The following is a 15,181-nucleotide window of genomic DNA, read 5'->3' as shown; positions in this document are numbered from 1 at the left end:
GATGCCGCTGGGCTTCCGGCCGATCGGCGGAAGACCGGGCGGGTCAATTTTGCGCCTCCAAGCCTATCGCGAGAATTGCTGCATGTCTTCCCACAACGACCACCAGAGAGGCCTTCTGATCACCACCATCGGCGGGTTGACGCTGACCGTCGACATTCCGCTGATCCGGCTCGCCGACGGCGAGGCATGGACGATCCTGCTCTTGCGCACCGGCACGACCTTCGTGGCCACGCTCGTCATCTGGGCCATCTGGCGCTCGCTGAGCGCAAAGGCACCGCAGCTTATCCCGGGCTGGTCAGGGCTCATCGTTGCCGCCCTCTACGGACTCGGCTCGATCGCCTTCATCACTGGCGTCTACAACACCTCGACCGCCAACCTCGTTTTCATCCTGGCCTTCACCACCATGTTCGCGGCCCTTTTGTCGTGGCTATTCCTGAAGGAGAGGCCACAGCCCCTGACGGTCGCAGCGTTGGCATTGATGATCGCCGGCGTCGTGATGATTGTCGGTGATTCCGTCGGAACCGGGCATCTCTTCGGCGACCTGATGGCACTATGCTCCGCCTTCATGATCGCCGCGGCCATCACCATCTCCCGCGCCAGCGGCAAGGATATGGGCTTCACCGCGCTGATCGGAGTCGTGCTGCCACTGGCCATCGCCGCCCTGATGGTTTCCAAGGTGGGTTTTCACGTCAACGCACCGTGGTGGATCGTCTTCAACGGCGCCGTCATCATGCCGATCTCGTTCTTCTGCCTCGCCAACGGTCCGAAATACATTTCCGGGCCGGAAGTGGCGATGTTCTACCTGTTAGAAACCGTGCTGGCGCCGGTCTGGGTGTGGATGATCTTCGCCGAGACCCCGTCGCGCAACAGCCTGATCGGCGGCACGATCCTCATCGTCACCTTGATCGGCCATTCGCTCTGGCAGTTGCACGAGGGGCGTAAGCGCCGCGCCACGCTCGCCGTCAGTCACCCGGCCTGATTCTTTTTCGCGGCGGCGCGTTCGGCGACAATTTCGATCTGCGGCGGTGCATCTTCCTGCTCCGCCGGTTCGGCGGCAGCGAGTTCATCGGTCAGCTCCACCTCGCGCAGCCATTCGCGCCAGATCGCGACCAGCAGGGCCATCAGCACCGGGCCGATGAACAGGCCGAGAAAGCCCATTGTCTTGACGCCGCCGATCAGGCCGAAGAAAGTCGGCAGGAAGGGCAGCTTTATCGGCCCGCCAACCAGCTTCGGGCGCAATGTCTTGTCGACGACGAAGAGTTCGACGGCGCCCCAGATGAACAGCGCCAGGCCGGCCATCGGCGAGCCGCTGGCGGCGAGATAAATCGAGACCAGCGTGAACGACAGCGGCGCGCCGCCGGGGATCAGCGCCATGATGCCGGTCAGTGCGCCGAGCGTCACCGGCGACGGCACGCCGGCCAACCAGTAAGCGATGCCCAGCACCAGCCCTTCGCCGATGGCGATAACCGTCATGCCGGTGACGGTCGAGGAGATCGTCGCCGGCACCACGCGTGAGATCCGTTCCCATCTGGCCGGCAGGATGCGTTCGCCGAGGCGATCGACCTGCCCGGCGAAATGCTCGCCGTCGCGATAGGCGAAGAACAGCGCGATCATCATGAACAGCAGCGTCAGCAAAAGGCCGAAGGCGCTGCCGCCGGCGGCAAGCACGCCGCGATAGATGCTGCCGATATTGGCGCCGCTGATCAGCTGGATCAGTTCGCCGATACCGCCTGGATGGCCAACGTTGACCGTCCATTGTTCATTGAGCCATTCGCCTACCACAGGCAGCGTGGCGATCCAGTGCGGCGTCGGCGCGCCGTAGCGGTTGGTCTCGATCGCCCAGCCGACCCATTCGCGCACCTCGTTGATGGCATAGGTGCCGGCAAGCGCGATCGGCACCACCAGGAAGGTCAGGATGAACAGGATCGCAAGGGTCGCGGCGATCGTGCGGTTGCCGCCGACGCCGGCGAGCAGCCGCCGATAGAGCGGCCAGCTGGCGAAAGCGATCACCAGGGCGGCAAGGACCGGGAATAGGAAGCCGTGGAAGAAATAAACGCCGGCGGCGACGATCAGCACCAGGAGCCAGCGCGCCGCCGACAGCGGCGGAATGACAGCGGCCCTGAGCGGCGTCGACAGGCCAAACAGGCGCTGCTGCCGCTCCGGCTTCTGTATCCTGACTTCCTTCAAGCGACTACCTCCCCAACGCCCCGTGTCGTCCAGATGCGTTATCCCCGCGATTTCCCATGGCGAAGCTTATGCACTGATATAGTGCAGCAATCGTGACGGCATTCCAATTTGGTCGAAAGGAGCCCGAAACAAAAAACCCGCCTTGGCAGGCGGGTCGTCGGTGCGAATCAGCACCATAGCGAAATTAGTAGCATAGCTGCCGGCACAAAGCAAGAACAAAATGCGCCGCCGGGCACGAAAACACGAATTCCCTTTCACCACCTCGCCTGACCGCCCCCCGAAAGGTCATGCTCCTTCGCGCGCCTACCCGAACTTGCCCGTGCGCGGAAAGCCCTTTGGCACCATGCGGCCGGCCGAGGCGCGGGCGCCGATCCATTCGGCAAGCTCGTCACGCGATTTGGTGAAGGTGCGATCTGCCGAATCCTGCCAGGACAGACCGCTTGCGAGCGTGAAGGTCTTGAGGTCGAGGACACCGCCATCCTTGTATTTCTGCAGGCGCACGCCCTTGCCGCGTCCCATCTCCGGGATCTCGGCCAGCGGGAACACCAGCATCTTGCGGTTCTCGCCGACAATGGCGAGATGGTCGCCGGCGACAGTCACGCAGCGCTGGGCCTCGTCGGGCGCCTTGACATTCATCACCTGCTTGCCCTTGCGGGTGTTGGCGACGACCTCCTCTTCCTGCACGATGAAACCGTTGCCGTCATGCGAAACCAGCAGCAGCTTGCGCTTGGGATCATGGACGAAGGCGGTGACGATATCCTGGTCGTTGTCCATGTCGACGATGATGCGGATCGGCTCACCATGGCCACGCCCACCCGGCAGCCGGTCGGCGCCGATCGTGTAGAACTTGCCGCCGGTGGTGAAGACCAGCACCTTGTCGGTCGTCTGGGCATGGAAGGCGAGCTTGAGGCTGTCGCCTTCCTTGAAGGTCAGGGCCGAGTGATCGGTCAGATGACCTTTCATGGCCCTCAGCCAGCCCTTTTCCGATACGACGACGGTGACCGGCTCGCGCTCGATCATGGCGTGGGCGATATCGGTCAGGTCATGTTCGGGTGCATCTGCGAACTCGGTCCGGCGCTTGCCGATCTCGGTCTCGGGCCCATATTTCTGGCGAACATTGGCGACTTCCCACTTGATCGTCGCCCACTGCTTGGCGTCGGACGCAAGTAGCGCCTCGATCTGCTTCTTCTCGCCGGTCAGGCCGTTGAATTCCTCACGAATCTCGAATTCCTCGAGCTTGCGCAGCGCCCTCAGCCGCATGTTGAGGATGGCTTCGGCCTGGGTGTCGGTGAGTGACCAGCGGGCCATCATCACCTGCTTGGGCTCGTCCTCCTCGCGGATGATCCTGATCACCTCGTCGATGTTGAGGTAGGCGATCAGATAGCCGGCGAGGATCTCCAGCCGCCTCTCGATCTCGCCGAGACGGTGCTTGGAGCGGCGGATCAAGACGTCGCGGCGGTGCTCAAGCCACTCCTTGAGCACGCCTTTCAGCGGCAGCACGTTCGGCACCTTGCCGCGCGACAACACGTTCATGTTGAGCGGAAAGCGGCTTTCGAGCTCGGTCAGCTTGAACAGCGATTCCATCATGATGCCGGGATCGACCGAGCGGCTCTTCGGCACCAGCACGACGCGGATGTCCTCGGCGCTCTCGTCGCGGATATCCTCGAGCAACGGAAGCTTGCGCGCAATCAAGAGCTCGGCGATCTTTTCGATCAGCCTGGCCTTCTGGACGCCGTAGGGGATCTCGGTGACGACTATGTTCCAGGTGCCCCTGCCCTGGTCCTCCTGGCTCCATTTCGCCCTGACGCGAAAGCCGCCGCGACCCGTTTCGTAGGCTTCGAGGATCGAGGCTCGGCTGTCGACGATGATGCCGCCGGTCGGGAAATCCGGACCTTGCACGAAGTCCATCAGCTTGGTGACGGGCGCATCCGGATGATCGATCAGGTGAAGCGCGGCGTCGCAAAGCTCGGCCGCATTGTGCGGCGGGATCGAGGTCGCCATGCCGACGGCGATGCCGGACGAGCCGTTGGCAAGCAGGTTCGGGAAGGCGCCGGGCAGCACGGCCGGCTCCTCGTCTTCCTCGTTGTAGGTCGGGCGGAAATCGACCGCGTCCTCGGTGATGCCTTCCAGCAGCAGCGTCGACACGTCGGTCATGCGCGCTTCGGTGTAGCGCATGGCGGCGGCGTTATCGCCGTCGATATTGCCGAAATTGCCCTGCCCGTCGACCAGCGGGTAGCGCATCGAAAAATCCTGCGCCAACCGCACCAATGCGTCGTAGATCGACTGGTCGCCATGTGGATGGAACTTGCCCATCACCTCGCCGACGATGCGGGCGCATTTGGCAAAGCCCTGGTCGGGGTTGAGCCGCAACAAGCGCATGGCATGCATTATGCGGCGATGCACCGGCTTCAACCCGTCGCGCACGTCCGGCAGCGCCCGGTGCATGATGGTCGACAGCGCGTAGGCGAGATAGCGCTCTTCCAGCGCCTTCTTCAGATCGACCGGCTCGATATTGTCGCCGCCGCCAGTTTCAGGCGGCAAAAGCCTTTTTCCCATGGGCTGGCACTAGCCGAGCGGGTGATTCGCGGCAAGAGGCGCCGGCATACGTCCTCCTAAAGCGCGTCGCGTTCGACCGGCCTTATGCGCGCGCTTTAGGTCCTTGTTTTGATCCATGTCGCGCAAAACCGCTGCACACTTTTGCGCGACCTGCATTGTGCAACAGGAATTGGAAGCGTCGCGACGCCGGCCAACATCAATCCGTTACATCCGGCTTCTATCGCAAGCCTGATGGATCGGGTTTGCCTTTGGCCGCGATTTTCGACCATTGTGCCGAGGCCCGCCTTTTTCCGGTCCAGTTCGTCGCTGAATGGTGACGACGCGACGAATTGAAAAGAATTTCAGGACACTCTCAGGGGAGCTCTCGATGACGATCAGACACTCGACACTTATTAAAAGACTGGCTTTTTCGACCTTTTTGCTGACGCTGCCGCTGAATGCGGCGTTCGCGCAGGATACCGCGGTCGCCGACCGGCTGAAGGCTGCCCTCGCCGCCCAGGGCGTCGACCTCTCCTGGACCGGAGTAACCGGCGACACCTCCCGCATGGTTCTGCAAGGCGTAGCGGTCAGACCGGCGGCCGAAAAGGAGGCGCTCAAGATCGGCGACGTCAAGCTCGAAGGCGTGACCGAAGCCAATGGCGGCTATCAAATCGCGACCGTATCGACTTCGCCGTTCGAACACAGCGAAGATGGCGTCACGCTCAATCTCAGCCCCTTCGTCATCCACGACATGACGGTTCCGGCCGAAGGCGCAAGCGGTCCGCTGGGCTCGCTGATGATGTACAAATCGGCCGAGCTCGAAAACATGACCGTCAAGGTCGCCGACAAGCCTGCCTTCTCGATGGACGGGCTTGCCATCGCAATCACGCCGCCGGCCGACGGCAAGGCCATGGCGTTCTCCGGCACCACGGAAAAGTTCACTGCCGACCTGACGCTGGTCGAAGATCCGAAGTCCAAGGAAGTCATCAACGCACTCGGCTACCAGAACATATCGGGCAATCTTGAGATGGAAGGCACCTGGCAGCCTACCGACGGCAAGATGGATTTGTCGAAATACGAAATTTCGGTCGACAATGCCGGCACACTCGGCATGACCTTCAATCTCGGCGGCTACACGCTGGATGTCATCAAATCGATGCAGGAGATGCAGAAGAAGATGGCAGCTCAGCCTGAAGGCGCCGACAATTCGGCGCAAGGCATGGCCATGCTCGGGCTGCTGCAGCAGCTATCGTTCAACAGCGCCTCGATCCGCTTCGACGACGATTCGCTGACCAAGAAGGTGCTCGATTATGCCGGCAAGCAGCAAGGCATGTCCGGCAAGGACATTGCCAACCAGGCCAAGGCGATCGTGCCATTCGGCATGGCGCAGCTCAACAATCCGGAACTGACGGCGCAGGTTTCGGCCGCGGTCAACAAGTTCCTCGACGATCCGCAGAGCATCGAGGTCTCGGCCGAGCCGCCGGCAGCGGTGCCGTTCGCGCTGATCATGGCGGGCGCCATGTCCAACCCGCTCGACCTGCCGAAGACGCTCGGCGTGACGGTTACGGCGAACGAAGACTGACCGAGCTTCCAAGCAAAAGCCCGGCAGCGATGCCGGGCTTTTTTATGAATCCACAGGACTTGTTCGGAGCGTTTCCTAAACCTCTTTCTTCGTCGCCACGACGCGCAGCGACAATTCGCGAAGCTGCTGCGGGCTGGCTTCCGACGGTGCGTTCATCAACAGGTCGTAGGCCTGCTGGTTCATCGGGAACATGGTCACTTCGCGCAGGTTCCTGGCGCCGACCAGAAGCATGACGACACGGTCGATGCCGGCCGCCATGCCGCCATGCGGCGGCGCGCCATACTGGAAGGCACGGTAAAGGCCGCCGAAGCGTTCCTCGACGGTTGCGCGGTCCAGCCCGACCGTTTCGAACGCCTTGACCATGGTTTCGGGCAGATGATTGCGAATGCCGCCTGAGGCGATCTCGAAACCGTTGCAGACCATGTCGTACTGGAACGCCTTGATGCCGAGCAGATCCTCGCCGTTAAGCGCATCGATGCCACCTTGCGGCATCGAGAACGGATTGTGCGCGAAGTCGATCTTCTTCTCCTCCTCGTTCCATTCGAAGAACGGGAAGTCGACAATCCAGCACAATTCGAAGCGATCACGGTCGACAAGGTTGAGCTCCTCGCCGGCGCGGGTGCGCGCCGCACCCGCGAAGGAGACGAATTTCTTCGGGTCGCCGGCGACGAAGAAAGCGGCATCGCCATCGGCAAGGCCGAGCTGGAGGCGAATCGCCTCGGTGCGCTCCTCGCCGATGTTCTTGGCCAGCGGCCCGGCGCCTTCAAGCTTCTCGCCCTCCTTGCGCCAGAAGATGTAACCGAGGCCGGGCTGGCCCTCGCCTTGCGCCCATGAGTTCATGCGGTCGCAGAAGGCGCGCGAACCGCCGGTCTTGGCCGGAATGGCCCAGACCTCGGCCTTCGGATCGTTGGCAAGGATGTTGGCAAATACCTTGAAGCCGGAATCGCGAAAATGATCGGAGACGGCCTGCATCTCGATCGGGTTGCGCAGGTCCGGCTTGTCGGTGCCGTATTTGCGCATCGCGACATCATAGGCGATGCGCGGAAACTTCTGCGTCACCGGCTTTCCGGCGGCAAAGGTCTCGAAAACGCCTCGCATCACCGGCTCCATGGTGGTGAACACGTCCTCCTGCTCGACGAAGCTCATCTCCACGTCGAGCTGGTAGAATTCACCCGGCAGACGGTCGGCGCGCGGGTCCTCGTCGCGGAAGCACGGCGCAATCTGGAAGTAGCGGTCGAATCCGGACACCATGATCAGCTGCTTATACTGCTGCGGTGCCTGCGGCAGCGCGTAGAAAGTGCCGGGGTGGATGCGCGACGGCACCAGAAAGTCGCGCGCCCCTTCCGGCGACGAGGCGGTCAGGATCGGCGTCGAGAATTCGGTGAAGCCGACCTCGCCCATCAGCTTGCGCATCTCGGCGATGATTTTCGTCCGCGCGACGATATTCTTGTGCAGCGTATCGCGGCGCAGGTCGAGGAAGCGGTATTTGAGGCGGATGTCCTCCGGATAATCCGGCTCGCCGAAGACCGGCAGCGGCAATTCCCTGGCCGCCGACAGCACCTCGATCTCGCGCGCAAAAATCTCGATCTCGCCGGTCGGCAAATTAGGGTTCACGGTGTCGGCGAGGCGCGCCTTGACCTCGCCATCGACGCGGACGACCCATTCACCGCGCAGGGTCTCGGCGATCTTGAAGGCCGGCGAATCCGGATCGGCGACGATCTGAGTCAGGCCGTAATGGTCGCGCAAATCGATGAACAGCAGGCCGCCATGGTCGCGCACGCGATGCACCCAGCCCGACAGGCGGACGGAAGAGCCGACGTCGCTCTTCCTCAACTGGGCACAGGTATGGCTGCGGTAACGATGCATTGTCATTGCTAGGTCCGGATGTTGGTTGCGGCCAAAGCACGATGGCCCGGCCTGAAAATTTGCGCGAAAAGCACATGAGAGTGTGCATTTGTCAAGGCAAGCGGCGCCCGGGACGAGTTCGCGTTCTTCCCGCCCCTGTCCCACCGGCATCAATTTATGCCAGAGGCGTTAATCCGAGTTCGCTGCTCTGTCCAGCAGTTCAATTATGCACCTCATCCCTTGACCCCGCCTGCGGTGAGGCCGGAGATGATCTTGCGCTGGAAGATCAGGACGAGGATGACGAGCGGCACGGTGACGATCACCGATGCGGCCATGATGTTGCCCCACGGGATCTCGAACTGCGAGCTGCCGGAGAGCAGCGCGATGGCGACCGGCACGGTTCGCTGCTCGTTGTTGGAGGTAAACGTAAGCGCGAACAGAAATTCGTTCCACGCACCGATGAAGGCGAGAAGCCCGGTGGTCGCCAGCGCCGGCCACATCAGCGGCAGGAAAACGCGGCTGATGATGATCCAGGGCGTGGCGCCGTCGAGGATCGCCGCTTCCTCCAGCTCGATCGGCAGGTCGCGAACGAAGGCGGTGAGCACCCAGACGGTGAACGGCAAGGTGAAGATCATATAGGACAAGATCAGCGCGAACGGCGAATTGTAGAGGCCGAAGGCCCGGATCAGCTCGAAAAGCCCGGCAAGCACCGCCAATTGCGGGAACATAGAGACGGACAGGATAATGAGGAGCAGAGCCGAGCGGCCGCGGAAGCGGATGCGCGCCAGGGCATAGGCGGCGGTGACGCCGAGGAACAGCGAAATGACGACAACGGCGCTCGAGATGAACAGCGAGTTCACGAGGTTGCGCAGGAAGGTCCCTTCGGTGAAAACGGTCTTGTAATTGCTGAAGGTAATCGTCTTCGGCCAATAGTCGATCTGGAAGAGCGCCGTCCCTGATTTCAGGCTGGTGACGATGGCGTAGTAAAACGGGAATACCGCGACGACGACAATAACGGCGACGAGGAGGTAGAAAGCCGTGCGCTTGACGATCCACATGGTCAGCAGCCCCACATGATCAATAGTCCTTGTCCAGTCTTATCCGGCCGAGCCACAGAACGAGCATGGTCAGCAGAGCGAGGATGAGGAAGAGCAGCGTCGAGGCGGCGGAGCCGTAGGCAAACTTGTCGAACTCAAACAGGCTCTCGCGGGCAAACACCGACATCGACTTGGTGTGGATATTGTTTGGCGTGAGCACGTAGATCAGGTCGAAGATGCGCAGCGCATCGAGACCGCGGAAGATCATGGCCACCATCAACGCCGGCCGGATGAGCGGCAAGGTGATCTTCCAGAAAACTTTCCATGCGCCGACGCCGTCGAGCTTGGCGACCTCATAGATTTCTTGTGGAAGCATCTGGAGGCCGGCGAGAATGAGAAGCGCCATGAACGGGGTCGCCTTCCAGATGTCGACAATGAGGATGGCGACCATGGCAGTGTCGGCGCTGGCCGTCCAGGCTATCTTGGTGCCGATCAGGCCGAGCTTGAGAAGGACGTCGTTGATGATGCCGAACTGGTCATTGAGCATCCACTGCCACATTTTCGCCGAGACGATCGTCGGGATGGCCCAAGGGATTAGAATCGCGGCGCGTACGATGCCGCGGCCGCGAAACTTGGTGTTGAGCACCAGCGCGACGATCATGCCGAGCACCGTCTCGCAGGTTACCGAAATCACCGCGAAGCGCACCGTATTCCAGACGGCGCGCCACCAGACCGGATCGGCGAGCAGCCCGTCATAGATGACGCGGCCGCTCGGCATTTGCAGGACGGAGAAATAGTTGGCGAAGCCAACCCAGCGGCGGGCTTCGAGGTCGGCGAGCGAGGCATCGGTGAAGCCGAAATAGATCGTGCGCATCAACGGCCAGCCGGCAACGGCGGCGAGCACGATGAGCATCGGGGCAAGCAGCAGCCATGCCGAGCGCACACGCTGACGCGCCAGCAGCGAGCCTGAGCGCGGCGAGGTCACCAGGCGGTGCCCTTGAGCCTGGTCAAGGAGAACTCCAGATCGGCAAGGTTGTCGGCGGCCGTGCCCTCGCCGGACATGGTGTTGTGGACGGCGGTCCAGAACTCGCTCGATGCCTCATTGTACCTGGTCTTGGCCTGGGCCGAGGGACGCGGCACCGCGTTGAGGACAACTTCCTTCCAGCGCGGGATAACCGGCTGGGCGCTGGCGATGTCGGCATCGTCATAGAGCGCCTGAATGGTCGGCAGATATGCCCCCTTCAAGGCGCGGTACTTCTGCATCTGAGGCGAAGCGATCCATTTGACCAGCTCGACGGCTGCGGCCGGGTTCTTCGAATATTTGGAAACCGCAAGATTCCAGCCGCCAAGCGTTGCTGCCGGGCGGGCGCCCTCACCCGACCCGGACGGCAGCGTCGTCACCTCGAACTTGCCCTTGATGGGGGAGCTTTCGCTGTTGCCAAGCGCATAGGCGTAGGGCCAGTTGCGCATGAAGACGGCGTTGCCGGTCTGCCAGACACCGCGCGACTCTTCTTCCTGATAGGCCAGAATGCCGGGAGGCGAGATGGTTCCCACCCAGCTCCTCGCCATTTCCAGCGCCGCGGCTGCTTGCGGATTATTGATGGAGATCGTGCCGTCCGGCTCGATGATCTGACCACCGCCGTTCGACTTCACCCATTCGAGTGCATCGCAGGTCAGTCCCTCATAGGCGTTGCCCTGGAAAACGAAGCCCCACATGTCCTTGTTGCCGCCCTCGCGTTCCTTGTCCATGACAAGCTTGGCAGTATCGGCAAGCTCGGCCCAGCTGGTCGGGACCTTGGCGCCGTATTTGTCGAGGAGATCCTTGCGGTAGTAGAGCGCCGGAGCGTCGGTGAATATCGGCAAGGCGACGAGCTTGCCGTCGACGGTCTGCGATTTGATGATCGATGGGAAATGAGCGCCGACGACATCCTTGGTCGCCGCGGTCAGGTCGACGAGCTGCTTTGCAAGCTGGGGGGCCCAAATGACGTCCGTCTGATAGACGTCAACGTCGCTGTTTCCAGCGGCAAGCCACAGCCTGTATTGACTAAACTGGTCGGTCCCCGAGGGCGGCACCGGAACCACGCTAACCTTGTTGCCGGTCTTCTTCTCGTATTGATCGAGGATCTCGCGAAGGATTCTCTGGCCGTTGCCGGTATCGCCCGACACCATGGCGAGGTCGACAGCCCGCGCCGGCCCGGCCGCCAGAACTGCGGCCACGGCAAATCCAGCGAATGCGGAACGAAACTTCATGATGTCGGATCTCCCTTTGGAGCTTCAGGCAGCAGCAGAAACGGACGTCGATGCCCGACACCGTCCTCAGCACACCCGCAGCTCACAAGACGCGCATTCGCCCACCAGCACTGAACTACAAAGATACGCCTTGAGTTCCCAACACGGAACGTCCGGCGCGAAGCGGCAGCCCCCGGCTGGCCCCAACGCCTCCGGGAATTGCCGCTGGCATTGGCGAAGGCGATGGTTCAAGAAGGATCAACGACAGGCTTTCCTTCATGTCCTCCATCCGCCCGCTGATCCCGCTCCTGATCGCCGCCGGCATCCTGCTCGGCGGCAACGGCCTGCAGAGCACTTTGATTGCGCTGCGTGGTGCGCAGGAGGGTTTTCCCGCTTCCTCTATCGGCCTGATGGGCACGTTCTATTTCGCCGGCTTTTTGCTCGGCTGCCTTGCCGTCACCCGCATCATGAAGTCCGTCGGCCATGTGCGCGCCTTTTCCGCGCTGGCGGCGATCGCCTCGGCGGGAACGCTGCTGCTGGTGCTGGTCATCGATCCGGTGATGTGGTGCGCCGTGCGCTTTGCCGGCGGGTTCTGCTTTGCCGGCCTGTTCACCATCATGGAAGCCTGGCTGAATTCCGGCGTCACCAACACCGACCGGGCGCGGGTGCTTGCCATTTACCGCATGGTCGACATCGGTTCGGTGACGGGCGCCCAATTCCTGATCCCGATCTTCGGCGCTGGCGGCTTTGCCATCTTCGCCATCATGTCGATGATGATCACCGTGTCGCTGGTGCCGGTTTCGCTCGGCGACCGCTCCAACCCAACGCCGCCGGAAGACGTCAAACTCGATTTAGCACGCGTCTGGCGCATCTCGCCGCTTGGCTGCTTCGGCTGCATCGCCGTCGGCGTGACCAACAGCGCCTTCCGCACCCTGTCGCCGGTCTATGCCGAGCAGATCGGCATGTCGGTCGCCGACGTCGTCACCTTCGTCAGCGTCGGCATTTTCGGCGGCGCCATCATCCAATATCCGCTTGGCTATCTCTCCGACCGCTGGGACCGGCGCTCGGTGCTGCTGATGACGACGTGCTGTGCGATGGTGGCGGCACTGGCGCTGGCGTTCGTGGCAGGCGGCAGCCCGTTCCTCAACTTCCTGCTCGTCTTTATCTTCGGCTGCTTTGCCATGCCGCTCTATTCGTTGTCGGCGGCGCATTCCAACGACCGCGCCGACAAGGGCGAGTTTGTGCTGATCAACGCAGCCTTGATGCTGTTTTATTCCTTCGGCGCCATTGGCGGCCCCTTCGCAGCCTCGACGGTGATGCAATATTTCGGGCCGAGCGCGCTGTTCGTGTTCAGCGCCACCGTCTATGCGATCTTCGTGACGGTCATCCTTTTCCGGATGCGGGCGCGCTCTGCTGTGCCGGCGAGCCATCGCAGCCGTTTTACGGCGCTGTTGCGCACATCGACGGTTTTTGCCCGGTTGGCGAAGCGGAATGCCGATCCCGATGAACCCGCAAAGCCCGATAAAGGTGCTTGCGCTTGACGAAAGCGCGCGCGGCTGAAATTGAAAGAGACCCTATCCTTGCCAAAAGCGATTTGATGCACGTCATCACCACCCAGAACGAACTCGAGACCGTTATTGCCGCTTTCGAAAAGGCGGAATTCGTCACCGTCGATACCGAATTCATTCGCGAGACGACCTTCTGGCCGATCCTGTGCCTGATCCAGATGGCAGCGCCCGGCGTGACGGCGCTGATCGATCCGCTGTCGCCCGACATCGACCTGAAACCGTTCTTCAGGCTGATGGCCAACGAGGCGATCGTCAAAGTCTTCCATGCGGCGCGGCAGGACATTGAAATCATTGTGCATCTCGGCGATCTGGTGCCGCATCCGGTGTTCGACACCCAGGTCGCGGCGATGGTCTGCGGCTTCGGCGACAGCGTCTCCTACGACCAGCTGGTGCAGCGCATCACCGGCGCGCGGCTCGACAAGTCGTCGCGTTTCACCGACTGGCGCCATCGTCCGCTGTCCGAAAAGCAGCTCGACTACGCGCTCGCCGACGTCACCCATCTGATCGAAGTCTACAAGCACCTCAGCGCCGAGTTGGTGCGGGAAAACCGCGCCCACTGGCTGAACGAGGAGATGGACGTGCTGACCTCGCGCGAGACCTACGATCCGCATCCCGAGGATGCCTGGAAGCGGCTCAAGATGCGGCTGCGCAAGCCACAGGAACTGGCGATCGTGCAGGCGGTGGCCGCCTGGCGCGAACGCGAAGCGCGCGAGCGCGACGTGCCCCGCGGCCGGGTGCTCAAGGACGATGCGATCTACGAAGTAGCGCAGCAGGCGCCGCGCGATACGGCGGCGCTGAGCAAGCTGCGTACCACGCCGAAGGGCTGGGAGCGCTCGTCGACGGCGACGGCACTGCTTGGCGCAGTCAACGCTGCCCTGGCGCTGCCCAGGGAAGAGATGCCGAAGCTGCCGAAGAGCTTCCAGCCGCCGGAGGGGTCGAGCGCCGCGGCGGAGTTGCTGAAGGTGCTGCTGCGGATCGTTGCCGAAAAGGAAGGTGTCGCATCGAAGGTACTCGCCTCCAGTGACGACATCGATCGCATCGCTGCAGAGGGCGAGGACGCCGATGTGCCGGCATTGCAAGGCTGGCGGCGCGCCGTCTTTGGCGAGGCCGCGCTCAGGCTGGTGCGCGGTGAACTCGCGATCAGGTTCGACAAGCGCAAGATCGCCGTGTTCGATTTGTAGGCTTGAGCTTGCTCAGACAAAGCCGAGCAGATGCAGCGCCAGCCATATCCAGCCAAGTGCGAGAACGACCGCGCCCACGTAGAATGCCCTGCTGCGCAGGATTAGCCGATTGCTGGTCAAGTGGACCGATGCGTGAAGATAGCGTGAGACGACAAATATCCACATCAGCGCCAAGGTCAGATAATTGACGCCATTGGTCACGTGCAGCGTCAGGCATAAGACGTAGAAAAGCACCGGCAGTTCGAACTGGTTGCTCAGATTGTTGGCGACGGTGATGCTGGAACCAGGCTCCGTTGAGCGCGTCTTGAACTGGCCGGTCTTGGCTTCGCCCGATCTGACCGCACCATGGCGGCGCCGGCCCATTACGACATAGACGATATAGACCAGCAGCACCTGCGCCAGCATCGGCCAGAAGATCGCGGTCTGGTTCAAGACGCCCCCTGTCGTTGTCACCCAGCCTTCAAGGCCGTTTCTGAGCCATCAGAATGAAAGCCGCAATGACGATCACCGGCACCGCCAGAAGCGCGAATTTGGTGACGATCAGCGCTGAGGCAAAGGATAGCGAATCCGGATTGGCAGACAGGAAATCGGACAAAAGACGAGCCACGGCGATGTTCTGGGCATAGTCGGCGAGCGTGTAGGGCAGCACCAGCACAGCTGCGAATATCGACTGGGTTTGCGCAGGCAGTGCACGGAAATTCTTCAGCCGCCGGCCCGTTGCCAGGATCAGGCTGACCATCGTCAGCGACAGCAGCGCCGGAAACAGCAGGTCGAAGGTCAGGTAATGCCAGACGAGAATGATCTCGCTGCCACGCCGGCCGAGCGCCGTCAGCCAGGCCATGCCCTCATCCGGGGTGAAACCGGTATAGCGCATGTCGAGCGACGGCAGACCGCCGCTCAATCGGCGAAAATAGAGGAACTCCATCGCCGTCATGATGATGAAAACCGCCACGGTGGCGACACAGAGTGCGGCCGCGTGGCGCGACAGCCGCAGGATCATTGCCGCCAGATTGCGCC

Annotated in this window: 12 protein-coding genes; 4 read left to right on the top strand and 8 right to left on the bottom strand. The window is 62.1% G+C overall.

The window, feature by feature from the left end:
* Positions 1 to 82 precede the first annotated feature (82 nt).
* Complete coding sequence (locus NKH29_RS12135) at positions 83 to 979, top strand: DMT family transporter (protein ID WP_352845134.1); 897 nt, start codon at positions 83 to 85, stop codon at positions 977 to 979.
* On the opposite strand, the gene NKH29_RS12130 is transcribed toward NKH29_RS12135, so the two are convergent.
* Positions 967 to 2,187, bottom strand: a complete 1,221-nt coding sequence (locus NKH29_RS12130) for an AI-2E family transporter (RefSeq protein ID WP_023717250.1) — start codon at positions 2,185 to 2,187, stop codon at positions 967 to 969. The genes NKH29_RS12135 and NKH29_RS12130 overlap by 13 nt on opposite strands.
* A 303-nt stretch (positions 2,188 to 2,490) precedes the next feature.
* Positions 2,491 to 4,743, bottom strand: coding sequence for a DNA topoisomerase IV subunit A (parC, locus tag NKH29_RS12125; protein WP_352481243.1), 2,253 nt, complete (start codon positions 4,741 to 4,743; stop codon positions 2,491 to 2,493).
* Positions 4,744 to 5,110: 367 nt separating this feature from the next.
* On the opposite strand from parC, the gene NKH29_RS12120 reads away from it, so the two are divergent.
* A complete protein-coding gene (locus NKH29_RS12120; RefSeq protein WP_352999669.1) occupies positions 5,111 to 6,304 on the top strand; it encodes an aq_1923 C-terminal domain in 1,194 nt (397 codons plus the stop codon).
* A 75-nt stretch (positions 6,305 to 6,379) separates the two neighbouring features.
* Here NKH29_RS12120 and aspS read toward each other — a convergent pair whose 3' ends face one another.
* From aspS to NKH29_RS12100, 4 genes are all read right to left on the bottom strand, one after another.
* A complete protein-coding gene (gene aspS / locus NKH29_RS12115; RefSeq protein ID WP_352481313.1) occupies positions 6,380 to 8,170 on the bottom strand; it encodes an aspartate--tRNA ligase in 1,791 nt (596 codons plus the stop codon).
* Positions 8,171 to 8,382: 212 nt separating this feature from the next.
* Positions 8,383 to 9,207 carry a carbohydrate ABC transporter permease gene (locus tag NKH29_RS12110; RefSeq protein WP_352495346.1) on the bottom strand — a complete coding sequence of 275 codons (825 nt, stop codon included), beginning with the start codon at positions 9,205 to 9,207 and terminating at the stop codon, positions 8,383 to 8,385.
* 19 nt (positions 9,208 to 9,226) lie between these two features.
* The gene (locus NKH29_RS12105; protein WP_352481315.1) at positions 9,227 to 10,099 is read right to left on the bottom strand and encodes a carbohydrate ABC transporter permease; all 873 of its coding nucleotides are present in this window, start codon (positions 10,097 to 10,099) and stop codon (positions 9,227 to 9,229) included.
* 68 nt (positions 10,100 to 10,167) lie between these two features.
* Complete coding sequence (locus tag NKH29_RS12100) at positions 10,168 to 11,436, bottom strand: ABC transporter substrate-binding protein (protein WP_352495294.1); 1,269 nt, start codon at positions 11,434 to 11,436, stop codon at positions 10,168 to 10,170.
* Positions 11,437 to 11,693: 257 nt separating this feature from the next.
* On the opposite strand from NKH29_RS12100, the gene NKH29_RS12095 reads away from it, so the two are divergent.
* The gene (locus tag NKH29_RS12095) at positions 11,694 to 12,956 is read left to right on the top strand and encodes an MFS transporter (protein WP_352789625.1); all 1,263 of its coding nucleotides are present in this window, start codon (positions 11,694 to 11,696) and stop codon (positions 12,954 to 12,956) included.
* A 56-nt stretch (positions 12,957 to 13,012) separates the two neighbouring features.
* Positions 13,013 to 14,164 (top strand): ribonuclease D, encoded by a 1,152-nt coding sequence (gene rnd / locus NKH29_RS12090; protein WP_023717241.1) that lies wholly within the window; start codon positions 13,013 to 13,015, stop codon positions 14,162 to 14,164.
* A gap of 12 nt (positions 14,165 to 14,176) precedes the next feature.
* Here the strand turns inward: rnd and NKH29_RS12085 are convergent, their stop codons facing one another.
* Both NKH29_RS12085 and NKH29_RS12080 read right to left on the bottom strand, forming a co-directional pair.
* Positions 14,177 to 14,596: an MAPEG family protein gene (locus NKH29_RS12085; RefSeq protein ID WP_352587814.1), complete on the bottom strand. Its 420-nt coding sequence runs from the start codon at positions 14,594 to 14,596 to the stop codon at positions 14,177 to 14,179.
* A gap of 28 nt (positions 14,597 to 14,624) precedes the next feature.
* Positions 14,625 to 15,164 (bottom strand): hypothetical protein, encoded by a 540-nt coding sequence (locus NKH29_RS12080; RefSeq protein ID WP_352999728.1) that lies wholly within the window; start codon positions 15,162 to 15,164, stop codon positions 14,625 to 14,627.
* Positions 15,165 to 15,181: the final 17 nt, after the last annotated feature.

Origin of the sequence: Mesorhizobium sp. M1295 (assembly GCF_040318135.1) — a bacterium.
Classification (GTDB): domain Bacteria; phylum Pseudomonadota; class Alphaproteobacteria; order Rhizobiales; family Rhizobiaceae; genus Mesorhizobium.
The sequence above is the reverse complement of the archived record's forward strand: the minus strand, read 5'-3'. Positions and strand labels throughout refer to the sequence as shown.